Source organism: Marivibrio halodurans (assembly GCF_017963645.1).
Lineage (GTDB): Bacteria > Pseudomonadota > Alphaproteobacteria > UBA8366 > Aestuariispiraceae > Marivibrio > Marivibrio halodurans.
Genome location: NZ_JAGMWN010000004.1, coordinates 355,481 through 381,881 on the forward strand (window position 1 = coordinate 355,481; position 26,401 = coordinate 381,881).

Genomic DNA, 26,401 nt, shown 5'->3' on the forward strand with positions numbered 1-26,401 from the left:
CCGCGCGCGGGCGTATCCCCGGCATTTGCTGTCATCACCGGCCGAGCACCTGTTGGCTTTCGAGTCTGGATCGTTCCAACGGTGGGCGTTGCGGCGGGCCGATGGGCGCACCCGCGACCGCCTTTACCCCTGTCCTGAGAACGCCCTGCACATGGACGAGCGTCTCGACACCGAACAACATGAGGGAAAAGCCGGCCTCGTGATATTCCGCCACGATCCGCCCCAGCATGCGCAATTTCGCCCTGTCGCTGAGGAAATTCGACACGCCCAGATCGCGCTCCAGATTGAGACTCAGGGTCGAAAGACCGGCACCGCGCAACACGGCAGCATGTCGGTCGGTCGGCTCCAGACGGACGATGGCATCGTCGAAGATTTCCTTCGACCGGCGAAGAATGGCGATGGATGCCTGGGCCGTTCGGGAAATCGGAAAATCCAGGATATCCGCATAAATGGCGGGCGCGCTGTCCGGGATCGCATCCAGAACGTCACGAAGGCGCCTGGCGTTCTCCCCGACGAGGCTGCTCGCATGGACCGGGAAGATCACGGGCGCCAAATCGCGCCGACTGTTCGTGGGGTTCTTCAACGCACCGACGAGCATCTCCGCGCGCCATAGGTCCACATCCGCGACGGCCGGGTCCTTCGCGCGTCCATGCAGGATGTAACGGCCGGTGAAGGTTCCGTAATCTGTCTCCCGCTTGGCTCCGCAGAGTTGATAGGCGATTTCCTTATCCGCCGGCAGCCAGATCGGCTGGAAGACGAGCGAGATCTGGCGCTCATACCACGCCCCGCGCGCGGGGCGCTTACCCCGCCGGTCCTCCATCTCGAAGGCGCGATCCACGAGGTCGAGACTGACACTCCCATCCTCGTTCCGCAGATCCGCCGGGCGCAGGACTTCCCGATGCACCGCGACGTTCATCCCCAACTCGCCCAGAACCGCGGCGCGCACCGAATCCGCGATGGAGAGCGTCCGGTCATTGGCCGCATGAAGCGAGCGATCCTTGAAAAGCACCACGAAACCGTCCGTTCCGTGCCGGGCGTAACTCTCTCCCTCCCCCAGCGCATCGGCCAGGACACGTTCGGCGATCGCGGCGATGCGGCTTTCGAGGCGTTCGAAGTCCTCCCCGAAATCGGTCCTGAATTCCTGCAGGTCGACCACCCGGATAAGCCCCGCCGAAGCGGCCGTCTTGGATGAGAGAATTCGTTTCAGTTTTTCGCCGATCCCGCTTTCGGCCCGGCGCGCGCGTTCCCGGCGGTGCTCGATCAAGGATTCCGCCGTGATCCGCAGCTCGTCGAAGTCGATCGGCTTCACCAAATAGCGATCGGCACCGATCTTGGTTGCCGCATCCTTGTAGCTCCCCTGCGCCAGATCCGAGATCATGATGACCGGCAGGTCGCGATAATCGGCTTCGGTATTGCGCAACCAATCCAGAAACTCGAAACCATTCACGCCGGGTGTGCGCACATCGAGGAGAATGAGATCGAAGGGCTCCGCGCGCAGTTTTTCGATACCCGCCTCGCCGTTCGTCACGTCGTCCAACTCGAACCCGCTGGGCTCGAGGGATTCGGCGACCGAGGCCGTGAACGCCGCGTCGTCGTCGATGACGAGAACCCGCGTTCCGTCACCAGCGTTCACCGCGCCATGGGCTGCGTCATGTTCCATTCGACTCATGCTGTCCGCACCGTTTCTCCTGAAGTCGAACTGGCGCTCCAGTTTTGGTTCGACATCCCTTCGGGATGGGGCACCGTTTCTCCTGAAGTCGCAACAACGACACTCCGGTCATGTAGCCTTGCCGGACGGGAGGCCTTGTCGCCCGCCATGCCCCCCTAAATGCATGCGCCATCGCGGTCGGGCCTCTCCAAGAGTCCGAGCCGCGTGAAATAAGCCCTCATAGATGCCGTTGGTACGATATAGGAATCCGGATGCTCACTTCTAGCCACATATCCAGAAGAAGCAATCCCGCGAATAACTACAAGAAATCGGACTCGATACAGCTCAATAAATCGATATTATTTTAATAAAAATTTTCTCTTATTTTTATTATCCATGGTATTTACTTTCACCTCATCCTTCTCCTACGGAAACCGCTCCCGCCAAATATAATGAAGACCGGAAGCGCATCCGCCACCGGCCTTCATCATATCATCATGCTCTAGAGTCTGGACTCAATGAAGCGCGATCGCCGGGTGCTAGGCGTCCTGGGAGGCAGGTGACAGCGCCTTGATCACGAAGGGGTCGAGCCCCTCCCCGCCGGCCGCGATATGGGCATCCAGCCTATCCCGCATCGGCCGGGTCCAGAAATCGCGGATATGTCCGGCGATCCCGTCGAGAGCCTCCGCTTCCGGATAAGCCCTGAAGAAGTCGGCGATCTGGTTCGCCATCCGGGTCAGGTCCTGGATCGTCTCGCTCATTCCGCGGGCTCCATCGAGCGCCGATAGTGGGTGCGGCGCACTTCCTCATGTTCGAGTTGCCATTCGGACGGCCTATTGGAGCGCGCCACCTGCACCGCCGTCACCTTGTATTCCGGGCAATTCGTCGCCCAATCGGAATATTCCGTGGTGATCACGTTCGCGCCCGAGGACGGATGGTGGAAGGTGGTGTAGACGACACCCTGCGGCATGCGTTCGGAGATTTCCGCCTGCAGGGTGATCGCGCCCATCCGGCTCTGGATCGAGACCATCTCGCCATCGGCGATGCCACGCTCCTCCGCGTCGAAGGGGTGGATCTCCAGCCGGTCGGCCTCGTGCCAGCGGGAATTCTCCGTGCGCCGGGTCTGGGCGCCGACATTGTACTGGCTGAGGATGCGGCCCGTCGTCAGGATAAGCGGGAAGCTACGATTCGCGCGCTCCTGGGTGGGCACGTACTCGGTGATCATGAAGCGGCCCTTGCCGCGCACGAAGCCGCCGATATGCATGGTCGGCGTGCCGTTCGGCGCCTTCTCCGTGACCGGCCATTGCAGCGAGCCCTCGCGGTCCAGCCGCTCGAAGCTCACCCCGGCGAAGGTCGGGGTCAGGCGCGCGATCTCATCCATGATCCGGGACGGATGGTCGTAGGTCATCGGATAGCCCATGGCGCGGGCAAGGCGGCAGACCGCCTCCGATTCCGACAGCCCGCTCTTCGGCGGCATCACCGGCCGCACGCGGTTGATGCGGCGTTCCGCGTTGGTGAAGGTGCCATCCTTCTCCAGGAAGGAGGTGCCCGGCAGGAAGACGTGGGCGAAGGCCGCCGTCTCGTTCAGGAACAGGTCCTGGACGACGAGGCATTCCAGCGCCTCCAGCGCGGCGGTGACGTGCCGCGTGTTCGGATCGGACTGGGCGATATCCTCGCCCTGGACGAACATGCCCCGGAAGCCGCCGTCGATGGCGTCGGCGAACATGTTGGGGATGCGCCGGCCCGGCTCGTTGGAGAGCGTGACGCCCCAATCCGCCTCGAAGGCGCCGCGAACGGCATCGTCCGAGACATGGCGATAGCCCGGCAGTTCGTGCGGGAAGGAGCCCATGTCGCACGAGCCCTGCACGTTGTTCTGACCGCGCAGCGGATTGACGCCCACGCCCTCGCGCCCGAAATTGCCGGTCGCCATGGCCAGATTGGCCATCGCCATGACCATGGTGGAGCCCTGGCTGTGCTCCGTCACGCCGAGGCCGTAATAGATCGCCGCGTTCCCGCCGGTGGCATAGAGGCGCGCGGCCGCGCGGATCGTCTCCGCCGCCACGCCGATGCTCTCCGACAGGGCCTCGGGGGCGTTGCGCTCCTCGGCGACGAAGGCGCGCCAGCGGCCGAACTCCTCGCTATCGCAGCGCTCGGCTACGAATGCCTCGTCCACCAGATCCTCGGTCACGACGACATGGGCCAGCGCGTTCATCAGCGCCACGTTCGTGCCCGGGCGAAGTTGCAGATGCTGGGACGCCTCCACATGCGGGGTCCGCACCAAGTCGATGCGGCGCGGATCGGCGACGATCAGCTTCGCGCCCTGGCGCAGCCGCTTCTTCATGCGCGAGGCGAAGACCGGGTGCCCGTCCGTCGGATTGGCACCGATCACCAGGATCACATCCGCCTTCTCGACCGACTTGAAATTCTGCGTGCCGGCCGACGTGCCGAGCGTCGTCTTCAGCCCGTAGCCCGTGGGCGAATGGCAGACCCGCGCGCAGGTATCGACATTGTTGTTGCCGAAGGCGGCCCGGATCATCTTCTGGACGACATAGACCTCCTCGTTCGTGCAGCGCGAGGAGGTGATGCCCCCGATCGAGGCACGGCCGTGCTTCTCCTGGATAGCCTTGAAGCGATCGGCGGCGAACTGGATCGCCTCGTCCCAGTCGACCTTGCGCCAGGGATCGGTGATCCTGTCGCGCACCATGGGCGTGGTGATGCGGTCCTTGTGCGAGGCATAGCCCCAGGCGAACCGGCCCTTCACACAGGAATGCCCCTCGTTCGCGCCGCCGTCCTTATAGGGGGTCATGCGCACGACCTGGTCGCCCTGCATCTCGGCCTTGAAGGAACAGCCCACGCCGCAATAGGCACAGGTGGTCAGCACCGTGCGGTTCGGCGTGCCATGCGCCTCGACCGTCTTCTCCGTCAGGGTCGCCGTCGGGCAGGCCTGCACGCAGGCGCCGCAGGAGACGCATTCGGAGCCGAAGAAATCATCCGCGGCCGTGCCGGCGGACACCTTCGAATCGAAGCCCCGCCCGTCGATGGTCAGCGCGAAGGTGCCCTGCACCTGCTCGCATGCGCGCACGCAGCGCGAGCAGACGATGCACTTCTCCGGATCGAAGCTGAAATAGGGGTTGGAGGTGTCCTTGGCCTCCGCCGCCTCGCCGAAATGCTTCTCGCCACCGAAGCCATAGCGCACGTCGCGCAGGCCGACCTCTCCCGCCGTGTCCTGCAACTCGCAATCGCCATTGGCCGAACAGGTCAGGCAATCGAGCGGATGGTCGGAGATATAGAGTTCCATCACCCCGCGCCGGATCTTCTCCAGGCGCTGGGTCTGGGTGCGAACCACCATGCCGTCGCGCGCCGGCGTGGTGCAGGAGGCCGGCGTCCCGCGCACGCCCTCGACCTCCACAAGGCACATCCGGCAGGACCCCCAGGAGTCCAGCATGTCGGTGGCGCAGAGCTTCGGCACCTGCTGGCCGACCTCGGCGGCGGCGCGCATGATGGAGGTTCCTTCCGGCACCTCCACGCTCTGGCCGTCGATCGTCAGCGTGACGGTCTTGTCCGTCTCGCGCTTGGGCGTGCCGTAATCGATTTCCTGAAGGCGGGCCATGATGGCGCTCCTATCGCTCTATTCGGCGGCCGCGGCGACGCGGCCCTTATCGAAATCCTCGGGGAAAAGACGGATCGCGCTCAGCACCGGCATGGGGGTCAGGCCACCCATGGCGCAGAGCGAGCCGTCCGTCATCACGTCGCACAGATCCTCGACCAGCGCGATGTTCCGCGCGACATCCTCGCCGCGCAGGATCTTCTCGACGGTCTCCTTCCCGCGCACCGCCCCGATCCGGCAGGGGGTGCACTTGCCGCAACTCTCGATCTGGCAGAACTCGAAGGCGAAGCGGGCCATGCCGGCCATGTCGACGGTCTCGTCGAACAGCACGACGCCGCCATGGCCCAGCATCGCGTCGGCCTCCGCCAGCGCCTCGTAGGTCATCGGCACGTCGAGATGGCCGATACCGACATAGGCGCCGAGCGGCCCGCCGAGCTGCGCCGCGCGGAACGGCCGGCCCGTCGCGGTGCCGCCGCCGAAATCCTCCACCAGGGTGCGCAGGCTGACGCCGAAGGCCTTCTCGACCAAGCCGCCCCGCTTGATATTGCCGGCGAGCTGGAAGGGCTGCGTGCCGAGCGACTTGCCCTGGCCGTAGTCCTTATAGAAATCCGCGCCCTTCGCCAGGATCACCGGCACGGTGGCGAGCGAGAGGACGTTGTTCACCACCGTCGGCCGGCCATGCAGCCCCGCTATCGCCGGGATCGGCGGCTTGGACCGCACGGTGCCGCGCCGCCCCTCGAGGCTTTCCAGCATCGAGCTTTCCTCGCCGCAGATATAGGCACCGGCGCCGCGCCGGATGAAGATGCGGAACGGCCGGCCGGACCCGGCGGCATCGTCCCCCAGAAGACCGGCATCCTCCCACAGGCGAACGGCCTCGCGCATGGTGGCGATAGCATGCGGATATTCGGACCGGATATAGACATAGCCTTCCTGCGCGCCGACCGCGAAGCCGGCGATCGCCATGCCTTCCAGCAGCATGAAGGGATCGCCCTCCATCAGCATGCGGTCGGCGAAGGTTCCGGAATCGCCCTCGTCGGCATTGCAGCAGACATATTTGCGCCCCTCGGGCTGCTCCCCGACGGTCTTCCACTTGATGCCGGTCGGGAAACCGGCGCCGCCGCGTCCACGCAGACCGGAGGCGGTCACCGCCTCGACGATCTCCGCTCCCTTCATCGCGGCCGCGCGCCGCAGCCCCTCGAGACCGCCCAGCGCCTCGTACTCGGCAAGATCCAGGGGATCGATCACGCCGACGCGCGCGAAGGTCAGACGTTCCTGATTGGCGAGATAGTCGAGTTCCTCCGTCGGGCCGAGGGAAAGCGGGTGTCCATTCCCCGCCCCGGGAAACCCGGCGTCGAACAACGCACCGACATCGGCGGCGGCGACGGGTCCGAAGGCATGACGCACGCCGTCGCGCGCGACCTCGACCAACGGCTCCAGCCAGAACATCCCGCGCGAGCCGTTACGAATGATCTTGATATCGATCCCGCGCGCGGCCGCCTCCCGCCCGATCGCGGCGGCGGTGGCGTCGGCGCCGACGGAAAGCGCGGCGGAGTCTCGCGGAACATAGATCGTCAGGGGAGCGCTCATGACCGCGCCTCCCGGATCGCACCGTCGACCCGCTCCACGTCGGCGCGGCCGACCGGCTTGCCGTTCACCAGGGCGGCCGGCGACAGCGCGCAATTGCCGAGACAATAGATCGGCTCGATCGTCAGGCCCTTGTCGGCGCTGGTCTCGCCCAGAGTCACGCCGTGACGACGGCACAGATCCTCGATCAGCGTCAGCGCGCCCATCGACTGACAGGCTTCCGCCCGGCAGACCTTCACCGTCACCGTCCCGGCGGGCGCGGCGCGAAAATCGTGATAGAAGCTGACGACACCGTGCACTTCCGCGCGCGACAGGTTCAGCGCGTCGGCGATCGCGGCCAGACTGCTTTGCGGCACGTGGCCGACCGCGTCCTGAATGTCGTGCAGAATTTCAAGCAACGCGGCGGGCGCGTTGTCATGTTGACGGCACATATCGACGACGAGGGCTTCGACCTCGTCGCTCTCGCTCTCTTGGTGAGCGTTCATTGGGCGTCTCCGGGTCCTCGTCGGCCACCCATGCAATGGCCTGACCCGGTTCATGCAGCATGATCGCGCGTCCGATCAAATCGGTTCTTTCGATGACCTCATCGGCATCACGAATGGTGCGGTGCGGCAAGGACGCGCCCGATCCTTCCCGCACCGCGATCATTTCCGTCCCGTTTTCTTCCGCCCGTCAGCGGATCACGACGAAGGCGCGCACCTCGATGCTTTGACGCGCGGGCGCGGCCGGGTCCTGGTTCGGCAGGGTGAAGGCGCTGTGCGGCGTGAAGCGCGCGCGGCCGTCCTTCAGGCTGTCCCAGCCCTTGATCAGCAACAGCTCGTCCCGCGTCATGGCCGGGGCGTAGTACCAGCGCTGCGCCGGATCGTGGGTCAGGTGATAGATCTCCCCCACCCGGTCGGGGAATATCTGGTCGGTCGCGATCAGGCTTTCCGGCCGGACCGTCGAGGCATCGGCGAGCGCCAGCGGCGCGCGCGCCACCGGCCCCGCGATCGGGCGCCAGAGATTGACCTGCACCACCCGCGCGCCGGCGGCGATCAGGCGATCGAAATTGGCATAGCCGACCACGTCGCGCACCCGGCGCGGGCCGCTCGATTCCGTGTAATCGACATGGATGCGCGTCGCCGGGCCACGCCGCCCGTCGGGGTTGGTGGCGCCGGAGCCATCGTCCGACCGCCGGGTGATATCGAAGACGAAGACCTCTTCGGCCCCCAATTCCCGGCGCAGCAGACGCTTCGTCTCCTCCGTGTAGGGGCCGGCGACGGCCTCGTCGTCCCAGAGGTCGGCGACCCGCGTCGGGGCCGTGCGGAAGGCGAAGCCCTGCCGGTCGAGCGAGAAGCGGTCCGCGTTGGGCCGAAGATCGGCGATGCGGACCGAATGATCCTCCATCGCGAAATCATAGCGCGGCACGCCGCCGGTATAGGCCTGGCTCTGGAAGGACGGCTTCCTTTCCTGCGGCGTGATGAAGGCGAGCGGCGCGATCACGTCGCCGTGCGGACGAACGCCGCGCCCGTCGAATTTCACCAGATCGTGGCTGTCGATGGTCTTGGTCATGGCCTATCTCCTGGTTCATCGGCCGACGCGGATGCGCCCTTGCCATGGCCAGGAGAATGGGGAGGCTCCGCCCCCATAACCAACGAGAAGGCTTCAAATCGACTTGAAGAAAATTCAAGTCAAAAGCCGACGCCCGGCCCCGCGTGCTCCTCCGCGTAGCGCCCCGCCTCCGCTTCCAGCCAGCGCATCAGCCGGCGCGCCGGCGCGCGCGGCGTGCCGGCCTCCGGCGTGCAGAGATAATAGGCCGCCCCCGTCGGCCCGACCCCGCCGAAGGGCGCCACCAGCGCACCGCTGTCGAGGCGTGGGCGGATATAGGGCGCCCGCCCCATGGCGAGGCCGTGCCCGGCCTCCGCCACCTGGATCGCCTGCTCCACGGTATCGAGGGCCAGCGCCTCCTCCATCCGGGGCGGGGGCAGTCCCCGCGCCTTGGCCCATTCCTCCCATTCCCCGGGAATGCTCCGGGTCGTGATCAGGCGGGCGGTGGCGAAGGCTTCCGCGACGGCCGACTCCCCGGACAGATAGCCGGGGGCCGCCACCGGCGTCGCCAGATCGTCGAACAGGAAGCGCGCGGCGACGCGCGGCCAGTTCCCCCGGCCATAGCGGATGGCGAGGTCGATCTGCTCGCGCGCGAGATCCATGACCCGCGTCGTGGTGACGAGTTGCACGTCGATCCCGGGATGCGCCGCCTCGAATCCGGCGAGGCGTGGAATCAGCCAGACGACGGCGAGCGAGGCCGGCAGGGTCAGCCGCACCTCCGACCGGTCGGTCTGGGGCATCAGGGCCTCCGTCGCCTCGTGCAGTTGAAGGAGCGCGGGCTCGACCCGCTCCAGATACCGCCGCCCGGTGGGCGTCAGCTCCAACCGCCCCGACGCGCGATCGAACAGATTGATGCCCAGCGTGCGTTCCAGTTGCCGGATACGGTGACTGACCGCCGATTCCGTGACGCCCAGCCGTCGCGCCGCATCCGCCAGACGCGCATGGGTCGCCACCGCATGAAAGGCGAGCAACGCCTTCAAGGGCGGCAGATTGAGCATCGGACCCGGAACCGGGGAAACCATGAAGCAAGACCTGACGACAGTGCAAGGGACGGCATGCACTATGCCCCGCTTTTCCCCGACGCGGTAGGGCGGCGGCCCATCGAACGCACGGGGCTTACCAGCGCGGCCTCGTGGGGGTATGTCTATGCCCGTTCCGCCTTCGCTGGCGGGCCGTTTCTGTCCCAGGATCAACCGAAAGTTCCCATGACCGATAACAGCACCCAGAACACCCCGTCCCCGATCTCCATCGAAATGGTGGACGACATCGCGCTCGTCGCCATCGACAATCCGCCGGTCAACGCCTCGTCCCAAGCCGTGCGGGAGGGGTTGAAGGCCGCCTTCGAACGCCTCGCCGCCGATCCGGCGGTGAAGGCGATCGCCCTCTACGCCAAGGGCCGTACCTTCATCGCCGGCGCGGACATCAAGGAATTCGGCAAGCCGCCGCGCGATCCCTCCCTGCCCGAGGTCTGCGCCACGATCGAAGGGACGGAGAAGCCGGTGATCGCCGTGCTGCACGGCACCGCGCTCGGCGGCGGGCTGGAAATCGCGCTGGCGGCGCATGCCCGCATCGCCTTGCCGGGCACGAAAATCGGCCTGCCGGAAGTCAATCTGGGAATCCTGCCCGGCGCCGGCGGCACCCAGCGCGCACCGCGCCTTGCCGGCATCCGTGCCGCGCTCGACATGATCACCAGCGGCCGGCATGTCCCGGCGGGGGAGGCGAAGGATCTCGGCCTCCTGGACCGGATAGAAGAGGGAGAGCCGCGCGACATCGCGCTCGCGATGGCGAAGAAAGCGTTGGCCGGCAGCCTGCCGACACGCCGGACATCCGAGCTTTCCGTCACGCCGGACGACGCGGCCGTCGAGGAGATGGCGGAGACGCTGAAGCGTACGCAACCGCGTCTTTTCTCCCCACATAAATGCGTCGAGGCGGTCGCCGCCAGCACCCGCCCCTTCGCCGAGGGGGTGAAGCGCGAACGCGCGTTGTTCCTTGAATGCATGGAAAGCCCGCAACGCGCCGGGCTGATCCACGCCTTCTTCGCCGAACGCGCCGTCGCCCGCATCCCGGAGAAGGGGGCGGAGCCGCGCGCCATCGCGTCGACCGGGGTGATCGGCGCCGGGACCATGGGCGCGGGCATCGCGACGGCCCTGCTGCTGGCCGGGCTGCCGGTCACGCTGGTGGAGCGCGACCAAGAGGCGCTGGACCGGGGCCGCGCGACGATCGAGGGCAATCTCGCCGCCGCGGTCGAGCGCGGCAAGCTGAGCGAGGAGAAGCGCGCCGCGATCCTCGCCGGCGCGCTGACGCCGACCACGGACATGGAGGCGCTCTCGACCGCCGATCTGGTGATCGAGGCCGCGTTCGAGGATATGGCGGTGAAGCGGGAGATCTTCACCACCCTCGACCGCGTCGCGAAGCCGGGCGCGATGCTGGCGACCAATACCTCCTATCTCGACATCGACGAGATCGCGGCGGTGACCGGCCGGCCGGCGGATGTGATCGGGCTCCACTTCTTCTCGCCCGCCCATATCATGCGCCTTCTGGAGGTCGTGGTGGCGCAGCGGACGGCGGCGGAGGTCGTCGCCACCGGCTTCGCGCTGGCCAAGAAGCTGCGCAAGGTCGCGGTACGCGCCGGGGTCTGCGACGGTTTCATCGGCAACCGCATCCTGGCGCATTACCGCAAGGCGGCGGACTATCTGGTGATGGACGGCGCCATGCCGGAGGAGGTCGACCGCGCCTTGACCGGCTTCGGCATGGCGATGGGGCCCTTCGCGGTCTCGGACATGGCGGGGCTCGATATCGGATGGGCCGCCCGCAAGCGCCAGGCCCCGACCCGCCCGGCGGATGAGCGTTACGTCCCCATCGCCGACCGCATCTGCGAGCAGGGCTGGTTCGGGCGCAAGACCGGGCGCGGCTATTACCTCCACCCCGAGGGCGGGAAGCCGACTCCCAATACCGATGTCGCGGAAATCATCCGGGATGAGCGCGGGAAAGCAGGCATAAGCCCGCGCACCTTCACCGAGGAGGAGATCGTCGCCCGCTTCACCACCGCCATGATCGCGGAGGCCACGCGTGTGCTGGAGGACGGAATCGCCCTACGCCCGATCGATATCGACGCGGTGCTGCTGTTCGGCTACGGCTTCCCACGCTTCCGGGGCGGGCCGATGCATCACGCCGATACCGTCGGCGCGGCGGAGTTGGTCCGGCGGATCGAGAGCTATGCCGGGGAGGACGCGCACTTCTGGCGGGTGCCCGACCTGCTGCGCCGAATGGCGGAGGAAGGCCACCGTTTCGCCGACATGAACGAGGGGTGAGGGCGCGCTACGCGCCCTTGCGATAGCGGAAGGTGCCGGTCGCGGTGGCCACCACCGTGCCGGCACCATCCGTCACCGTGCCTTCCGAGAAGAAGGTGGAACGCCCCCCGCCGGTCCGGCGTCCCTCGGCAATCAAAAGATCGTCGGTCGGACGCCCCAGGAAATTGGTTGTCAGCGACAGGGTCATGGCCAATTGCCGCCGATCAGGATCGCCCGTATAGCACCCGGCATAGCCCATGACCGTATCGAGCAACAGGGCATAGACCCCGCCATGGGGAATCCCGTATCGGTTCATCAGATGCGGGGCGAGCGGCAATTCGAACCGCGCGAAATCCTTCTCCCAGCCGGTCATGTGGAAGCCAACATGACGTTGGAAGGCATAGGGGTCCTCGACCAGATCGGGATCGACGGGGCCCGTCATGACGAACGGCCTTCCGGCCGGAATTTCCGCATATCCTTCCCTCCCGGATGCGATTTGAAGCCGCTCTCGGGTACAGCGCGACGCCCCGCTTGTCCAGCAAGCGCGCTCCCCCGCGGTCGTCAGCTATAGGTGACGAGCCGGTCGTCCCCCACCGCCGTCACATGCGGCAATTCGTTGAAACCAAGGAGATAAAGACCGCTTCGTCCGACGACGAGACGGGTCACGGCGCAGTTCCGGGTTTGCAGTTGCAGGCGTATCATCTGAGCGGCCGGTGCCTCCAGAACCTCCGTCACGATACGCGCGATCGGCCCGCCCGAACTGACGGCGAGAACCCGCCCCGCCCCGCACCCCGCGAGGCGTTCCAAGGCCGCGCGCACGCGCGCCTCGAAGTCCGACCAACGCTCCGGCGGGTCGGCGATGGCGTCGCGCTGCCATGCCTGGACGCTATCGCGCAGCGCGCGGAAATGCGCGCGCCGGTCACGGTTCAGCCCCTCCGGCGCCCCGGTCTTCGCGAAATGCGCGGCCATCAGCCCATCCGTATCGAATTCATCCAGCCCGGGAAGGTTCTCCGCGCGCGCCGGATCGAGGCCGAGCGCGGGCGCCAGCCCCTCCAACGTCTCCCGATGCCGCCGTTGCGTCCCGATGAACAGCGCGTCCGGCACCAGACCGTGGCGGGCGAGCGCCGCGCCGAGGGCACCCGCCTGCTCATGCCCCAGCGGCGACAGACGGTCGTAATCCGCCGTCCCGAAGGATGCCTGACCGTGGCGTATCAACAGAATCTCACTCACCCATTCCCTCCTCGCCGGCCGAACGCGATCATTGCCCGATCATCGTGTAGCCCACCTGGCGGATCAACGGGGCGGAAGCGGTCTCACCGTGCTTTGGGCTTGGAAATCACCCTCGTTAGTGCCAATCAAAGACCGTCGCGATCCGGCCATCACCGGACGATACCCGCCGTGAACGAGGAGAGTAGAGCATGACGCTTACCGGCAATTGGTCCTACCCCACCGCCATCAAGTTCGGCGCCGGCCGGGTGGCCGAACTGCCGGAAGCCTGCGCGCAGGCCGGGATCGAGCGCCCGCTTCTCATCACCGACCGGGGGCTTGCCAGCCTGCCGGTCACGGCAACGGCGCTCGACGTGCTGGACGGCGCGGGCTTGGGCCGCGCGCTCTTCGCGGACGTCGATTCGAACCCGACGGAAAAGAACCTCGCCGCCGGTATCGCCACCTACAAGGATGGCGGGCATGACGGGGTGATCGCCTTCGGCGGCGGGTCCGGCCTGGATCTCGGCAAGCTGGTCGCCTTCATGGCCGGCCAAGCCCGCCCCGTCTGGGATTTCGAGGATATCGGCGACTGGTGGACCCGCGCGGACGCCAGCCGGATCGCCCCCATCGTCGCGGTCCCGACGACGGCCGGCACGGGATCGGAAGTCGGCCGCGCCGGTGTCCTGACCAACAGCGAGACGCATGAGAAGAAGATCATCTTCCACCCCCGGATCATGCCCAGCGTCGTGATCTGCGACCCGGAGCTGACCGTCGGCATGCCACCGGCGATCACGGCGGGAACCGGCCTCGACGCCTTCGCGCATTGCGTGGAAGCCTTCTCCAGCCCGCATTATCATCCGATGAGCCAGGGAATCGCGCTGGAGGGCATGCGCCTCGTGAAGGATTACCTGCCGCGCGCCTATGCCGACGGCGCGGATATCGAGGCGCGCGCCCATATGATGAGCGCCGCCGCCATGGGCGCCACCGCCTTCGCCAAGGGCCTCGGCGCGATCCACGCGATCAGCCATCCGATCGGGGCGGTCTTCAACACCCATCACGGCACGACCAACGCCATCTGCATGCCGGCGGTCCTGGCCTTCAACGCCCCGGCGATCCGGGAGCGCTTCGATACCGCGGCCGCCTATCTGAACATTCCGGGCGGGTTCGAGGGCTTTCAGGCCTTCGTGCAGGATTTCAACGACAGCTTCTCGATCCCACGCACGCTGTCCGCGCTCGGCGCCAATGCCGACGAACTGGACAAGCTGGCGGAAATGGCGAGCCATGATCCAAGTTGCGGCGGCAATCCTATTCCGCTCGACCGCGACAATCTACGCGACCTTCTGGCAGCCTGCATCGGCTAAACGGCAAAGCGCGTCCCAGGGGCGGGCAGGCCCCTTACGCGCATTATCGTTTCTGCGATATGGGAGGATCGCATGGCTCTGGACCTTCGACGACTGAGCGTCCTGGTGGTGGACGATAATCACCATATGCGCTTCCTCATCCGGGGTATCCTGCAAAGCTTCGGCATCCGCGACGTGCATGAATGCACGGACGGCCACGATGCCTTCGGCGCGTTGAAGGTCAATCCGGTGGATATCGTGATCCTGGATTGGGTCATGCAACCGGTGGACGGGCTGGAATTCACGCGACGGCTACGCACCGACACGGAAAGCCCCGATCCCTTCCTGCCGATCATCATGCTGACCGCGCACACCGAGAAGCACCGCATCGAGGCCGCGCGCGACGCGGGCATCAGCGAGTTCCTGGCCAAGCCCGTGACACCGATCGATCTTTATTCCCGTATCCATGCCGTGATCGAGCATCCCCGGCCGTTCGTTCGCATCGGGGATTATTTCGGCCCCGACCGCAGGCGGAAGATCGAGAGTTTTCTCGGCGTGTCGCGCCGCTCCATGGATGACGAAAGCGAGAACGGCGAGAACACCGACGACCGGACCGGGGACTGACCGTCGACCGGTCGCTCAGATCCGGTTGGCCGCCTCTTCACCATCCCGTGCCTCGTCGGGGCGTCTCGGCACGCCCAGGCCCGTCGCCTGATAGAGGGTGATGGCTTGACGCGTCATCTCCGCGCGCGCCTCGGTCAACGCCAGCCGACGATCGACCAGCACCCGCTGGGCATCCAGCACATCCAGATAGCTGGCCAATCCCTCGCGATAACGATCCTGTGCCTGCTGGAAGGCTTGCCGGCTCGCGACCGTCGCCTCTTCGAGCGAGATTACCTGCTGGCGCGCGGCCGCCAGGGTCTCCAGCGCCGTCTCCACCTCCTCCAAGGCCGCCAACAAGGTTTCGCGATAGGCATGCACCGCCTCCTGCGCGCGTGCCCTCGCTGCCTCCAACTCCGCCTCGCGCAATCCGCCATCGGCCAGCGGCGCGTCGATCGCCAGGAAAAGCGAGCCGACGATCGACGTCACCAACTCGCCGGTGGCGATATCGCTCAGATCGATCCCGATTTCCCCCGGCAGGCGGAAGGCCGGGTAGAGCGCGGCCTCGGCCACGCCGATCTCCGCCGTCGCGGCGACAATCGCCTGCTCGGCCGCGGCGATGTCCGGGCGCCGGCGCACCATGTCGAGCGGCACGCCATAGTCCGGTCCCACCCCCAGCATCGGCAGGGCGCCCTCGCGCTCCACCGCCGGCGGCAGATCGCCCGGCGGTGCCCCGGTCAGCACGGCCAGGGCCGCCAGGTTGGCGCGCAACTCACCGCGTACCGGCGCGCGGTCCGCCTGGAAGGCTGCGAGTTCCGCGCGCGCGCGCGTCAAATCCAGTTGCGAGGCGAGGCCGCTATCGACCCGCCCCTCGACCAAGCCGAGCGATTCCTGCTGAAGCTCTATCGCCTGATCGGCGAGCGAAAGGCGTATCTGGGACGCGCGCACATCGGTATAGCGGCGCGCCACGTCCGCGGCGGTGGCAAGCGCGATATCGCCGCGTTCCGCCTCCAAGCGGCGCAGGTCGGCCTCGGCGGCCTGGGTCTCGCGTTCCACCGCGCCGAACAAATCCAGCGTCCAATCGAAAACGGCCGAAAGGCCGGCCACGCCGCCGAGCGTCCGGCTTTCCGCGGATTCCGGATCGGCATAGGTTCGCCGCCCCTCGACCCCGGCATCGGCGTCGAGGTCCAGTGTCGGCTCCTCCCCCGCCCGCGCGGCACGCACGAAAGCGCGCGCTTCGATGACGCGGCTGTCCGCCTGACGCACCACCGGATTGTCGGCGAGCGCCCGGTCGATGAGGTCGGTCATCAGCGGATCACCGAAGGCCCGCCACCAGTCGCGCGAGACCCCGATGGTCCTGCCCCTATTCTCGCGCCCGGCGGTCTCCTCGTCCTCGACGAGCCCTTCCTCCGACCTGGCTTGCTCTGGCAGGGGTTCGGGCGCGGGCCCGGCATAGTCCGCCGGCAGGTCGGTATTCTCGGGCGGCACGTAATCGGGACCGACGGTCTCGCCCAACTTATCCACCCAGGCCAGGCACCCGCCGAGCAGGAAGCACAGCGGCAAGACAACCCCGGTGCGAAGGCCTCGCCCGGCCCTCATACTCATGCCGCCCCCGACGGCGCGCGACCGTCCGACGAAGAACTATCCTGCGAGACGTCGCTGTCACGTTCGACCGCGTCGCCGGCCTCCTCTATCTCACGCGCCAGACGCTCTCCACCATGGGCGCGCGGCTTCACGAAGCGGGCGAGGCCGAGATAGATCACCGGCGCCAGGAAGAGCGTGTAGAGCGTGGCGAGGCCGAGCCCACCGAAAACCACCCAGCCGATCGCCCCGCGCGCCTCCGCGCCCGCCCCCGCGCCCAGGATCAAGGGCAGACCGCCGATCACGGTCGACAGCATTGTCATCATGACCGGGCGCAAGCGCACGATCGCCGCGTTGCGCACCGCCGCGCGCACGGAATAGCCCTGATCGCGCAGTTGGTCGGCGAACTCGACCACCAGGATTCCGTTCTTCGCCATCAAGCCCACCAGCATGATAAGGCCGATCTGGCTATAGATATTGAGGCTTGTTCCGGTCAGGAACAGCGCGAAGATCGCCGCGGAAACCCCGAAGGGCACGGTCAGGATGATCACCAGCGCGGAATTGAAGCTCTCGAACTGCGCGGCCAGAACCAACAGCACCACCAGAATCGCGACGCCGAAGGTGACCGCGACGTCGATCGACGTCTGCTCCAGCGTCTCAGCCTCGCCAAGCAATCGAAGCGTTATGCCCTGCGGCAGCACCTCGTCGCCGAGCGCCTCGATATCCGGGATCGCATCGCTCAATTCGTAACCGGGTAGAAGCGCGGCATCAATCTCCACCGCGCGCTTCTGGGCATTACGGTCGAGTTCCGTCGCGACGCCGGATTCGCTGACCGAGACCAGGGAAACCAGCGGAATCATCCGGCCATCCTCGGTGGCGACGAACAGATTGCGCAAATCCTCCGGCCCGTCGATCGTACCGGCCATCGATTGCAGCATGACCGGGACGGATTCGTCGCGCACGGTAAGGTCCGTCACCTCGTAGCCATCGACCATGGCCCGCAGCGTGGTCGATATCCCCTCGATCGGGATGCCCAGATCGGATGCTCGTCGCCGGTCTATCTCAAGGGAGAGTTCCGGCTGGGTCGCCTGATACGATAGACGAATATCGTCCATCTTGCCCGGGAACCGCTCCTGCATGGCGGCCATCATCGCGTCGCCCGCGTCCGCCAGTTCCTGATAGTCATTGCCGAGAAGCGCGATTTCCAAGCCCCCGGTCCCCCCGCCAAGCCCCAGGCTGTTGGGCGAGAAGATACGGACATTGGCCCCCGGAATCCCGGCCAGTTGCCGGCGCAGGCTGTCGCCGATCTCCTGCTGCGAGCGGGTACGCATCTCCCAGGGTTGCAGCGGCGCGACGGTATAGGCGCGGTGCATGTCGTACCGGCCGACGATGCTGAAGATCGTTTGCACGGTGCCGTCGGCGCGCAGCGGCCGCAGCGCCTCCTCCACCTTCTCGACCTGACGGGCCATGTATTCGAGGCCGACACCGTCCGGCCCGCTCATCCAGACCAGGACAACGCCACGATCCTCCACCGGGACGAGTTCCTGATCGATATCCCGGATCAGGACCGCGGAGGCGACCGCCGCCGCCAGCGCGATGGCGACCACGATCAGAGGTGCCTTGAGCGCCCAATCGATCATGCGCGCGAAGAGATCGGCGACGGGCTTGCCGATCGCGCCCAAGCCGCTGCCTTGCGCCGTGCGGCGATCGTCCGGCCGGTCGCGGGTATCGGGCAGGCGCGCGGCCAGCATCGGACAGAGCGTGAGCGCCACCACGGAGGAAAGCACCACCGCGATCGCGAGAACGAAGCCGAACTCCGTGAAGAGGCGGCCGGCCGTGCCCGGCAGGAAGGAGATCGGCACGAAAACCGATATCAAGGTGGCCGTCGTCGCCAGGACGGCGAAGAAGACTTGGCGCGTGCCGGCAGCCGCGGCCGCGAAGGGAGCGAGTCCCTGGGCGCGGCGACGTTGGATATTCTCCAGAACGACGATGGAATCATCGACGATGAGCCCCGTCGCCAACACCAGGGCGAGCAGTGTCAGGATATTGATGGAGAAGCCGACGAGCCAGATCGCCGCCACCGTGCCGATCAGCGCGACCGGAATCGTCGCCGCCGGAATAAGGGTCGGCCGGATCGACCCCATGAAAAGATAGATCACCGCGATCACGATCACCACCGCCAGGCCGAGGGTGACGAGAACCTCCTTGATCGCGCTGCGGATGAAGACGGCGTCGTCGGAGACCATGACGATCCGCGCCTGTTTCAGCCGGGCGTTCATCCGATCCACCGCGCGCGCGATCCCATCCGAGATGGCCACCGTGTTGGACTGCGCCTGACGCACCACCCCCAGGCCGATGACGCGCTGGCCGTCCACCTGCACATAGGAGGTCGCGTCCGCTGGACCGTAGAAGATTTCCGCCACGTCCCCCAGCCGGAGGTGATCGCGCACGATCAGGTTCTCGATCTTCTCGGTCTGCCAGATCGAGGCGTCGGCGCGCACGATCAGCATCTGATCGTCGGATTTGTAGCTGCCGGCGGGTACGTCGAAATTGGCGCGGTCCAGGACGGCGGCCAATTGATCGACCGTCAGCCCGTAGCCGGCAAGCTTCAAGGGATCGACGACGACGCGCAGAACCTGCTCACGATCACCGAAAAGACGAACTTCCGCGACTCCGGCCACGCTCGACAAGTCTGTCGCGATCTCCTCGTCGGCCAGTTCGGTCAACTCCGCCTCGCTCAGGCTGTCGCTGACGACGGCGAGGCGGATGATCGGCTCCGCATCCGCGTCCGCCTTGACCACGGTAAGATCCTCGACCCCGTCCGGCAGTTCCCGCTCCACGCCGGCGACCGCCTCGCGCAGGTCGTTCGCGGCCTCTGTCAGATCGACCCCCGGATTGAACTCGACGCGAATGCGCGCGTTGTTCTCCTCGCTCGAACTCTCGATCGAGCGGACGCCGGGAACGCGGGCGGCCGCCCCCTCGATCACGCTGGTGACTTCGGAGTCCATCGTCTCCGGCGCGGCGCCGTCCCACACCGCCCGGATCGAGATGGTCGGCCGGTCGATATCCGGAAGCTCCCGCACCTCGACCCCCAATATGGCGGCCAGCCCGGCGATCACGATCAATAGATTGGCGACGACGACCAGGACAGGACGGCGGATCGAGAGTGCCGGCACTCCGCTGAGCAACCGACCGGAAACGCCCGCGCGCAAGGAGCGGCCGGGGCTGTCCTGGCCGCCTCCATCGCCGGAGGGTTCCGTTCCGGCGCTTTCGCCCTCGCCCGCCATCAGCTCGGCCCGCTTCCCGCCCCGGCGGTTCCGTCGAGCGGGGCCGGCTCACGCCGGTCGGTGATGCTGAGCTTCACCCCTTCGCGCATCCGCTGAACCCCTTCGAAGACAACCTCGTCGCCAGCCCGAAGTCCTCCCTCGATCAGAACGCGGCCGCGCCTGCGGGATTTCACCGTGATGAAGAGTTTCTCGGCCCGGCCTTCCGCATCCACGCGCCAGATATAGGCGCCGTCGCGCCCCCAGAGGACCGCGACCTCGGGGACGGCGGCCCGCTCCTCCCCCGCCATGTCGATTGAAACGGCAAAGGCCATGCCGGGGCGCAGGATGTCCTCGTCATTGGGGAGGCGCGCACGCACACGCACGGTGCGCGAGACCGAATCGACGCGCGCGTCGATGGCACTGATCTTTCCGGCCAACACTTGGTCGGCCAAGCTCCAGGTTCGGGCGCGAACCGGCTGCCCCAGCGACAATCGGGTCAAAAACCCTTCCGGCACCTCGAAATCCACCAACAGGCTGGAGCGATCGTCGAAGCTCGCGATCTCGGTATCGGTCGTCACCCGGTCGCCGGGTTCGACCTGGGCGATCCCGATCACGCCGTCGAAGGGCGCGCGCAAGGTTCGATCCTCCAAAGCCACCTCGGCCTGATCACGCTCCAACTCCGCGCGGTCCAGCGTCGTTTGCGCCGTGTCCACCTCGCTTTCCGAAACGGCGCCGGTGCGCACCGCACGCTTGAACCGTTCCAGGGTCTGTCGGGCATCGCGCACGGCGACGAGCGCGAGGTCGAGCGCGAGTTGCTCGCGCCGGTCGTCCAGCCGCATTAGCGGCGCGCCGGCCTCGACATGGTCGCCGGCCTCGAACAGAACCTCCGACACCTCGCCACCGACCTGCGGATAAAGCGTCACGGATTGTTGCGCGCGTCCACTCCCCACGGCCTCGATAACCGTATCCGCGCGGACACGCACGACCGGCGCGACGACCACCGGGACCCCTTCCGCCTCCGGCGTGATCGGCGTCGCGGAACCGCCATTGCCGGCCGGCGGTTCAACTCCGATCATCTGACGCAGGGCGGGGTCGTCGATGTTCCAAAGCCCGTATCCCAAAAGGGCCAGGACACCGATCACCAACAATTGGCGAACGATCGACATTGCGTGGGCGAAACTCCAGCCTTTCGGGCGCGCGACGCGCCCATCCTCTTATCCCTCGAAGGGATATACGATTCGCTGCGCCGCCACGATTATCCTCGTCGGAAATTATCCACGGACGGTATCCGGGACACGCGACCCTTCATGGCAAGGACGAAACCGATCATATCGTTTCTCACGACGCCGGTCGGTCTAGGCCGCGTCGCGGCGGTTATTCACGGCACCGCTCCCGTCGTCGTCATCGGAAGGCTTCGGCGCTCCCTCCCCGCGCCCCTGCGCCGCGAGGATAAGGGAGTGAATCTGGTCGCGCAGTGCCTCGCTCTCGATCCGTTCCAGGTCGAGCGCTATGCCGCGCAATCGCCGTTCGCGCGCCGCGCTGCGGGCGATATCCGATGCGGGTGAATTGACGTCCTCGGTATCCAGCCCGGCATAGAAGGTTTCGATATTGACGTTCAGAAGCGTCGCGAACTGCCACAGCCGGCTGGCACCGATCCTGTTCGCGCCGTTCTCGTACTTCTGAATCTGCTGGTTGCTGAGCCCGACCGCCTGGCCGAGTTGCACTTGGCTGAAACCGCGGGCCTCACGCACCGCGCGGAGCTGGCGGCCGACATGGGCGTCAATTCGATCCGGCATGGCTCATTCCTCGATAGCTGACCGCCGCCGCCGGTCCGCGAAAACGCAACCGAAGCGGGACAATCCTGTTTTCTCTTGGAAGACCGCCATGCCGGGACCATCCCCGGAGCGGCATGCCGGACGGGCATCGAACCCACGGCATATATTAGATTTAGTGTAACCGCTTTGCCGCATGGCGCAACGTTAAATTAGAATTTCGCGCGCGCTTGCGTAAACTATAGGTTGGGGTCGCGGCCGACCCGGCTCCGCGCGGACCGGCATGCGCGCCCCGAGCCCCCGGTCGCGCGCCAGCCGCGTCCCCCCGGGGGAATACGATCGGGGACACGATCGGGAACGCGGTTCGGGAACGCCCCCGGATCGACGGCCGCAACGGATGGACGGAAAGGGGTCATTGGCCATGCATACCGGCAAGATCACCGGCACGACATATCACGGGCTGGAGATTCGTCTCGTCACCACGATGGACGAGTTGATGCAGTGCTTCGCGGTCAGGTCGGCCGCGTTCCTGGGCCGCGAGGGAGAACCTTACGCGGAGGAATTCGACGGCAACGACATGAGCGGGGCCACGCACCTCCTGGCCCTGGAAAGAGGCGTGCCGGTTGGCACGATACGCGTGCGCATCCTGTCCAGCGGCGATGGCGGCGTCGCCACATGGCAGCGCTTCGCAAGCGTGCCGAGCGGCAAGCTCGCCATGAAGGTGCTGCGCGCACTGGCCGAGGCCGCCGCCGACTACACCCGCTTCAAGCAGGTGGAGCGGGTCATCGGCGAGGTGGCGGACGACCGTCTGCTCCGTTTCTGGGAACGCTTCGGGTTCCGCCGCGTCGACGCGCCGCCGGTGGTCTATAACGGCGTGCGCTATCAACGTATCGAGGCGCGCTTCTCCCGCCTCGGCTCGACCTCCGACGAAGCCGGCGGGCGCGAGGCGGATTTCTTCTACGCCTGGCGCGAGAAGGCCGCGCTCCACCTCTCCGCGCCGCTGGAGCGGGAGGCCGCCTGAATGCCGACCGAAGGACCGGCGAATCGCATGGGAAGCAAGGGCGCGAGCGGTCTGTTGGCGGAAGTCGCCGCGGCCCACGACGTGGAGGCGTTGCATCATGCGCTTCTTGCGTCAGGAATTCCGTTCCTCTTCTGGCAACGCTACGAGCCGGACACCGTGGCGACCTGGGACCGCTTTCCGGCCGGTTTCTTCGCCCACTATTACGGTACGGATGCCGACCAGGAATGCGCCGTCGCCCAGGCGGTGCGCGCCAATTGGCAACTCTTCGCCTTCGATCAGGCTCGTGCCGCGCTCGGCGCGGGCGGAGGGGCGAAGGCGGCCGAACGGGTGTGGCGGGCGTTCGGTGTCGCGGACGGTTTAGTGGTGCCGGGGGGCTTGGCCACGACCCGAACGATCACCGTGCTCGGCTTTCCGCGGGACGGCCGGGCGCGCGCGATGATCGCGGGCCAGGCGGCGGCACTGCGTTGCCTTGCCTCCCAACTCGACAGGTTTCTGATGGATTCGGATATTCTGGTCCGTATTCCCCGTCAGTTGATTCCACTTTCGGATGCCATGCGCGACGTTCTGCGCATACAGATCGAGCACCCGGGACTAACGGCGGAGGAACAGGCCAACGCTCTCGGCATCTCGCCCCGGATGCTGGAGAAACGCCACAAGCAGATCGCCAAGCGGTTCGGTGTCTCCAGCTTCGCCGGCGCGGTCGCGGTGGCCGTCCGCACGCCGGCCGCCTATTGGCGCTAGAGCCTGATGATATGATATCATCGGGCTCTAATCCCGCTCGCCCGCGACGGCCCGCCGATCGATCGAGCCGAAGGCAAATGGAGTGAACGATCCCCCCGTCGCCAGCGGACAAGAAGCGGCATAGCCCATATCGGGCACGGAGATGGGGCGCGCAGATTTCGCCCCGGCGATGGCCTCCTCCAACCGGGCGACGCAACGAGAGACGGCACAGGACGCATGGTGCGGGCAAGAGGCCGTGTCACGTCGATCCGGTGTCGTGCGATCGCATGTGCGGCACAGGTCACGAAGATCGGCCCGAGCCTCGCTCAGCCGGTCGAAATAGGGCGGGCGGCGCATGAAAGTGGACATCTTCACGATCCTCCTTGGATGCGGCGCGAAGATGCATCGCCAGTCGTTAACGGCACGTGAATGGACGCGCGATTCACCACCGTGCGAATACGCCCTCCCCCCGCATCGCGGGGCGTGATCCAGCCCGCGCGCGCCATCGGTCTGGATAAAGGAACCGTCAGGGCAGGAAGAATCGCACCGGCACGACGAGTTCGAGCCGATCCTGCCCCATCTCGTCGGGCATGGCCGGCAGGGGCTGCGCGCGTTCGATCATCGCCACCACCTCGTGATCCAGCACCTCGTGACCGGAACTGCGTTGCACCCGGTAATCGAGGACACGGCCGTCACGGTCCATGGAGAAATACAGCAACGCCTCCCCCTCCTGGCGACGGCGCTGGGCGCGACGGGGATATTCCTTATGCCGCTCCAGCCAAGCCTGAAGCGCGGAGAGATAGTCACGCGCCGCGCCCGGCGTGCCGCCACTGGCGGAACCGTCGCCGCTGCCGGCATCGGGCGCCGCCTTGTTCCCGGCCTTGCCCGCCGCCCCTTCGGTCGAGGCGGTTTCGGACGGGGCCTCCGTCGTCTCGGTCTCGGCGGCCTCGACCTGCTGCGCCGCCGGGGCTTCCGCGACCTGGGTCGGCGGCTCGACCGGTTGCGGCTCGGGCGGCTTCATCCGGGGGGTCGGCGCTTCGGTCGTCTCGACCACCTCGGTTTCCGGCGGCACGGGCTCGACGGGCTCGACCTGTTCGATCGGCTCGGGTTCCGCGGGTTCCGGCACGACAGGTTCGGCCTCGACCGGTTCCGGCTCCTCCGGGGCGGTCTGTTCGGGCGGCGGCGGTTCGACCGCCTCGACCGGCTCGGCCTCCGCCATTTCGGTCTCTGGCGGCGTGGGCTCGGCCTGCTCCGCCGTCTCGGCCTCCACGGGCTGGGCTTCCGCCGGCGCGGCGGCGGCGACCGGACCACCAGCCGCCCCGCCGGAGGGGCCGAGCCCAACCTCGACACCGGCGACGCCGGCATGCTGCGCGCCGGATTGGGCGGGCTCCCACAGGATCGCCACGACCGTGACAACATGCAGGACCAGGGCGAGCACGAGCGCGGTTACCCAACGGGCCGGACCGATCCGCACCATCACTCCCCCTCCCGCACGGTCAGCAGATCGACCCGCTTCACACCGACACCGCGCAAATCCTGCATCACCGCGATGGCCTCGCGGGCGGCGAGACCGCCATCGGCCTTGACCTTCACGCGGGTTTCAGGCGCGTCGGAAAGGCGCGTGCCGATCGCCGACAGCATTGCCTCGCGCGCGACGCGCTCTCCATCGAGCGCGAGCGCACCGTCGGAGCCTATATGGATGAGCATATCGTGATCGGCCGGCCGGCTTTCGCTGGCCGAGCGCGGCGCCTCCACCTCGAACGGATCGGTCGAGGTGAGCGCGCCCGCCAGCATGAAGAAGATCAACAGCAGAAAGACGACATTGATCAGCGGCAGGATCCGCTCATCGTCGTTGCGCGGCTTCGGCGTGTCGAAATGCATGCCTTCTTCCTTATCGACCGGGCGCGCCGACCAACGACATCTCCCGCAGGCCGAGCGCATCGACCCTGTCCAGGACCTCGATCGTCCGTTGCAGCGACACCCCATCGTCGGGCCGCAGGAAGGCCCGCAGGTCCGGCCGCTCCGCGAGTCGCTGCCGCAAGGCCGCGATCGCACCGTCCAGCGTGGTGGATTGGCCGGAAAGACGCACATCGTCCGCCCGGATTTCCAGCAGAACGGCCCCTTCCATCGCGCCCCCACCGCTCGACGCGCGCGGCGTTTCGAGCGAGATCGAGCGCCAATCGAGGAAGCTCGAAGCGAGCATGAAGAACACCAGCAGGATGAAGACGACGTCGATCAGCGGCGTCAGGCTTATCAGCGCGCGCCGCGGGCGCCCCCGTTCAACCAGCCTTGGCGGTACGGTAGCCTGCCGACGCATCGCGCGCGTCCTTTTCCACCGCGCCGAAATCGACGGCGCCGATTGAATCCGTCAGATCCTCGGTGAAGACCCGGGTGACGAGATCGTCCATCTCATGCGCCAGCCGATCGACCCGGCGCTCCAGCCAATTGAGCAGCACGACCGTCGGGATGGCGACGGCCAGACCCGCGGCGGTCGTCAGCAAGGCCTCCCAGATACCACCCGACAGGATCGCCGGGTTGACCTGATTGCCCGCGGCCTCCAACTGCTGGAACGCCGAGATCATTCCCAACACCGTGCCGAACAATCCGAGCAGAGGGGCGAGCGAGGCGATCACTTCGAGCGGGCGGAACCAGGCGCGCAAGGCCTCGAGCGCCGAAGCGCCATAGCGCATGACCTCCTCGCGGACCATCGCTTCCGGCAAGCCGCGATGCAGCCCGATCATAGCGCGCCACACCGCCTGCGCGGCCGGATTGCGCGAATGCTCCGCCCGCGCGAAGGCCTCGCCCCGGCGCCCGTGCCGCCACAAGACCAGCGCATCGCGCGCCGCGCGTCGGTCGCCGACCCGCGCCGCGCGGAACTGCATCACCTTGACCAGGGCGATCGCCACTGCGATCACCGACATGAACAGAAGAATCGCCACCACCGGCCCGCCAGCGGCCAGCAGCTCCTGGGCGCGCGCCAACATGCCCGGATCGCCCGCCACGGCACCATCCACCATGCCATCGGCCGCACCGTTCATCCCGGACACGGCGTCGCCGGCAGACGCCGCGCCCTCGGCGCCGTTCTCGATCGTTTCGTCCACGCCTACCTACTCCTTGAAAGCACTTTAATCGGGGTCGCCGCCCGGGATTCATCCCATGGAAACCCGGACGCCCCGCGC

General features: G+C 66.9%; 22 protein-coding genes. 5 read left to right on the top strand and 17 right to left on the bottom strand.

Annotated features, from left to right (window positions below; all coding sequences use genetic code 11):
- Positions 1-34: 34 nt before the first annotated feature.
- The 7 genes from KAJ83_RS10920 to KAJ83_RS10950 form a co-directional block, all read right to left on the bottom strand.
- The gene (locus KAJ83_RS10920) at positions 35-1,669 is read right to left on the bottom strand and encodes a response regulator transcription factor (RefSeq protein ID WP_210682101.1); all 1,635 of its coding nucleotides are present in this window, start codon (positions 1,667-1,669) and stop codon (positions 35-37) included.
- A gap of 518 nt (positions 1,670-2,187) precedes the next feature.
- A complete protein-coding gene (locus KAJ83_RS10925; protein ID WP_210682102.1) occupies positions 2,188-2,409 on the bottom strand; it encodes a formate dehydrogenase subunit delta in 222 nt (73 codons plus the stop codon).
- Positions 2,406-5,258, bottom strand: coding sequence for a formate dehydrogenase subunit alpha (gene fdhF / locus KAJ83_RS10930; protein ID WP_210682103.1), 2,853 nt, complete (start codon positions 5,256-5,258; stop codon positions 2,406-2,408). Before fdhF ends, KAJ83_RS10925 begins: the two co-directional genes overlap by 4 nt.
- Before the next feature lie 18 nt (positions 5,259-5,276).
- On the bottom strand, positions 5,277-6,842 hold the full coding sequence (locus KAJ83_RS10935; RefSeq protein ID WP_210682104.1) for a formate dehydrogenase beta subunit: 1,566 nt from the start codon (positions 6,840-6,842) through the stop codon (positions 5,277-5,279).
- On the bottom strand, positions 6,839-7,324 hold the full coding sequence (locus KAJ83_RS10940; protein ID WP_210682105.1) for an NAD(P)H-dependent oxidoreductase subunit E: 486 nt from the start codon (positions 7,322-7,324) through the stop codon (positions 6,839-6,841). Before KAJ83_RS10940 ends, KAJ83_RS10935 begins: the two co-directional genes overlap by 4 nt.
- A 187-nt stretch (positions 7,325-7,511) precedes the next feature.
- On the bottom strand, positions 7,512-8,390 hold the full coding sequence (locus KAJ83_RS10945; RefSeq protein WP_210682106.1) for a CmcJ/NvfI family oxidoreductase: 879 nt from the start codon (positions 8,388-8,390) through the stop codon (positions 7,512-7,514).
- A 119-nt stretch (positions 8,391-8,509) separates the two neighbouring features.
- On the bottom strand, positions 8,510-9,448 hold the full coding sequence (locus KAJ83_RS10950) for a LysR substrate-binding domain-containing protein (RefSeq protein WP_210682107.1): 939 nt from the start codon (positions 9,446-9,448) through the stop codon (positions 8,510-8,512).
- Between the two features lie 183 nt (positions 9,449-9,631).
- Between KAJ83_RS10950 and KAJ83_RS10955 the strand changes: the two genes are divergently transcribed.
- Positions 9,632-11,737: a 3-hydroxyacyl-CoA dehydrogenase NAD-binding domain-containing protein gene (locus KAJ83_RS10955; RefSeq protein WP_210682108.1), complete on the top strand. Its 2,106-nt coding sequence runs from the start codon at positions 9,632-9,634 to the stop codon at positions 11,735-11,737.
- Positions 11,738-11,744: 7 nt separating this feature from the next.
- Here the strand turns inward: KAJ83_RS10955 and KAJ83_RS10960 are convergent, their stop codons facing one another.
- On the bottom strand, positions 11,745-12,158 hold the full coding sequence (locus KAJ83_RS10960; protein WP_210682109.1) for a PaaI family thioesterase: 414 nt from the start codon (positions 12,156-12,158) through the stop codon (positions 11,745-11,747).
- Positions 12,159-12,277: 119 nt separating this feature from the next.
- Positions 12,278-12,946: a histidine phosphatase family protein gene (locus KAJ83_RS10965; protein WP_210682110.1), complete on the bottom strand. Its 669-nt coding sequence runs from the start codon at positions 12,944-12,946 to the stop codon at positions 12,278-12,280.
- A gap of 188 nt (positions 12,947-13,134) precedes the next feature.
- Between KAJ83_RS10965 and KAJ83_RS10970 the strand changes: the two genes are divergently transcribed.
- The gene (locus tag KAJ83_RS10970) at positions 13,135-14,283 is read left to right on the top strand and encodes an iron-containing alcohol dehydrogenase (protein ID WP_210682111.1); all 1,149 of its coding nucleotides are present in this window, start codon (positions 13,135-13,137) and stop codon (positions 14,281-14,283) included.
- A 72-nt stretch (positions 14,284-14,355) separates the two neighbouring features.
- Entirely contained in the window at positions 14,356-14,886 is a 531-nt protein-coding gene (locus tag KAJ83_RS10975; RefSeq protein ID WP_246484437.1) for a response regulator, read from the top strand.
- Positions 14,887-14,901: 15 nt separating this feature from the next.
- Here the strand turns inward: KAJ83_RS10975 and KAJ83_RS10980 are convergent, their stop codons facing one another.
- From KAJ83_RS10980 to KAJ83_RS10995, 4 genes are all read right to left on the bottom strand, one after another.
- Positions 14,902-16,467, bottom strand: a complete 1,566-nt coding sequence (locus tag KAJ83_RS10980) for an efflux transporter outer membrane subunit (protein ID WP_210682112.1) — start codon at positions 16,465-16,467, stop codon at positions 14,902-14,904.
- Positions 16,464-19,730, bottom strand: coding sequence for an efflux RND transporter permease subunit (locus KAJ83_RS10985; RefSeq protein ID WP_210682113.1), 3,267 nt, complete (start codon positions 19,728-19,730; stop codon positions 16,464-16,466). The genes KAJ83_RS10980 and KAJ83_RS10985 overlap by 4 nt, the downstream gene beginning before the upstream one ends.
- Positions 19,730-20,875, bottom strand: coding sequence for an efflux RND transporter periplasmic adaptor subunit (locus KAJ83_RS10990; RefSeq protein ID WP_210682114.1), 1,146 nt, complete (start codon positions 20,873-20,875; stop codon positions 19,730-19,732). Before KAJ83_RS10990 ends, KAJ83_RS10985 begins: the two co-directional genes overlap by 1 nt.
- Before the next feature lie 189 nt (positions 20,876-21,064).
- Complete coding sequence (locus KAJ83_RS10995; RefSeq protein WP_210682115.1) at positions 21,065-21,505, bottom strand: helix-turn-helix domain-containing protein; 441 nt, start codon at positions 21,503-21,505, stop codon at positions 21,065-21,067.
- Between the two features lie 397 nt (positions 21,506-21,902).
- Between KAJ83_RS10995 and KAJ83_RS11000 the strand changes: the two genes are divergently transcribed.
- Together KAJ83_RS11000 and KAJ83_RS11005 are read left to right on the top strand one after the other, a co-directional pair.
- Positions 21,903-22,502 (top strand): GNAT family N-acetyltransferase, encoded by a 600-nt coding sequence (locus KAJ83_RS11000; protein ID WP_210682116.1) that lies wholly within the window; start codon positions 21,903-21,905, stop codon positions 22,500-22,502.
- A gap of 27 nt (positions 22,503-22,529) precedes the next feature.
- A complete protein-coding gene (locus KAJ83_RS11005; RefSeq protein WP_210682117.1) occupies positions 22,530-23,243 on the top strand; it encodes a helix-turn-helix domain-containing protein in 714 nt (237 codons plus the stop codon).
- 505 nt (positions 23,244-23,748) lie between these two features.
- Here the strand turns inward: KAJ83_RS11005 and KAJ83_RS11010 are convergent.
- Genes KAJ83_RS11010 through KAJ83_RS19640 form a run of 4 tightly spaced genes read right to left on the bottom strand, consistent with a single transcriptional unit; the run spans position 23,749 to position 26,323 of the window.
- Positions 23,749-24,699: an energy transducer TonB family protein gene (locus KAJ83_RS11010; RefSeq protein ID WP_210682118.1), complete on the bottom strand. Its 951-nt coding sequence runs from the start codon at positions 24,697-24,699 to the stop codon at positions 23,749-23,751.
- Complete coding sequence (locus tag KAJ83_RS11015) at positions 24,699-25,103, bottom strand: ExbD/TolR family protein (protein WP_210682119.1); 405 nt, start codon at positions 25,101-25,103, stop codon at positions 24,699-24,701. The genes KAJ83_RS11010 and KAJ83_RS11015 overlap by 1 nt, the downstream gene beginning before the upstream one ends.
- A 10-nt stretch (positions 25,104-25,113) precedes the next feature.
- Complete coding sequence (locus KAJ83_RS11020) at positions 25,114-25,539, bottom strand: ExbD/TolR family protein (protein ID WP_210682120.1); 426 nt, start codon at positions 25,537-25,539, stop codon at positions 25,114-25,116.
- Positions 25,502-26,323 (bottom strand): MotA/TolQ/ExbB proton channel family protein, encoded by an 822-nt coding sequence (locus KAJ83_RS19640; protein ID WP_210682121.1) that lies wholly within the window; start codon positions 26,321-26,323, stop codon positions 25,502-25,504. The genes KAJ83_RS11020 and KAJ83_RS19640 overlap by 38 nt, the downstream gene beginning before the upstream one ends.
- Positions 26,324-26,401: the final 78 nt, after the last annotated feature.

What these genes read in the sequence shown, in the direction of transcription:
- KAJ83_RS10920 (WP_210682101.1), bottom strand. Translation starts at nt 1,669, where the DNA reads ATGAGTCGAATGGAACATGACGCAGCCCATGGCGCGGTGAACGCTGGT.
- KAJ83_RS10925 (WP_210682102.1), bottom strand. Translation starts at nt 2,409, where the DNA reads ATGAGCGAGACGATCCAGGACCTGACCCGGATGGCGAACCAGATCGCC.
- fdhF (WP_210682103.1), bottom strand. Translation starts at nt 5,258, where the DNA reads ATGGCCCGCCTTCAGGAAATCGATTACGGCACGCCCAAGCGCGAGACG.
- KAJ83_RS10935 (WP_210682104.1), bottom strand. Translation starts at nt 6,842, where the DNA reads ATGAGCGCTCCCCTGACGATCTATGTTCCGCGAGACTCCGCCGCGCTT.
- KAJ83_RS10940 (WP_210682105.1), bottom strand. Translation starts at nt 7,324, where the DNA reads ATGAACGCTCACCAAGAGAGCGAGAGCGACGAGGTCGAAGCCCTCGTC.
- KAJ83_RS10945 (WP_210682106.1), bottom strand. Translation starts at nt 8,390, where the DNA reads ATGACCAAGACCATCGACAGCCACGATCTGGTGAAATTCGACGGGCGC.
- KAJ83_RS10950 (WP_210682107.1), bottom strand. Translation starts at nt 9,448, where the DNA reads ATGGTTTCCCCGGTTCCGGGTCCGATGCTCAATCTGCCGCCCTTGAAG.
- KAJ83_RS10955 (WP_210682108.1), top strand. Translation starts at nt 9,632, where the DNA reads ATGACCGATAACAGCACCCAGAACACCCCGTCCCCGATCTCCATCGAA.
- KAJ83_RS10960 (WP_210682109.1), bottom strand. Translation starts at nt 12,158, where the DNA reads ATGACGGGCCCCGTCGATCCCGATCTGGTCGAGGACCCCTATGCCTTC.
- KAJ83_RS10970 (WP_210682111.1), top strand. Translation starts at nt 13,135, where the DNA reads ATGACGCTTACCGGCAATTGGTCCTACCCCACCGCCATCAAGTTCGGC.
- KAJ83_RS10975 (WP_246484437.1), top strand. Translation starts at nt 14,356, where the DNA reads ATGGCTCTGGACCTTCGACGACTGAGCGTCCTGGTGGTGGACGATAAT.
- KAJ83_RS10980 (WP_210682112.1), bottom strand. Translation starts at nt 16,467, where the DNA reads ATGAGTATGAGGGCCGGGCGAGGCCTTCGCACCGGGGTTGTCTTGCCG.
- KAJ83_RS10985 (WP_210682113.1), bottom strand. Translation starts at nt 19,730, where the DNA reads ATGGCGGGCGAGGGCGAAAGCGCCGGAACGGAACCCTCCGGCGATGGA.
- KAJ83_RS10990 (WP_210682114.1), bottom strand. Translation starts at nt 20,875, where the DNA reads ATGTCGATCGTTCGCCAATTGTTGGTGATCGGTGTCCTGGCCCTTTTG.
- KAJ83_RS10995 (WP_210682115.1), bottom strand. Translation starts at nt 21,505, where the DNA reads ATGCCGGATCGAATTGACGCCCATGTCGGCCGCCAGCTCCGCGCGGTG.
- KAJ83_RS11000 (WP_210682116.1), top strand. Translation starts at nt 21,903, where the DNA reads ATGCATACCGGCAAGATCACCGGCACGACATATCACGGGCTGGAGATT.
- KAJ83_RS11005 (WP_210682117.1), top strand. Translation starts at nt 22,530, where the DNA reads ATGGGAAGCAAGGGCGCGAGCGGTCTGTTGGCGGAAGTCGCCGCGGCC.
- KAJ83_RS11010 (WP_210682118.1), bottom strand. Translation starts at nt 24,699, where the DNA reads ATGGTGCGGATCGGTCCGGCCCGTTGGGTAACCGCGCTCGTGCTCGCC.
- KAJ83_RS11015 (WP_210682119.1), bottom strand. Translation starts at nt 25,103, where the DNA reads ATGCATTTCGACACGCCGAAGCCGCGCAACGACGATGAGCGGATCCTG.
- KAJ83_RS11020 (WP_210682120.1), bottom strand. Translation starts at nt 25,539, where the DNA reads ATGCGTCGGCAGGCTACCGTACCGCCAAGGCTGGTTGAACGGGGGCGC.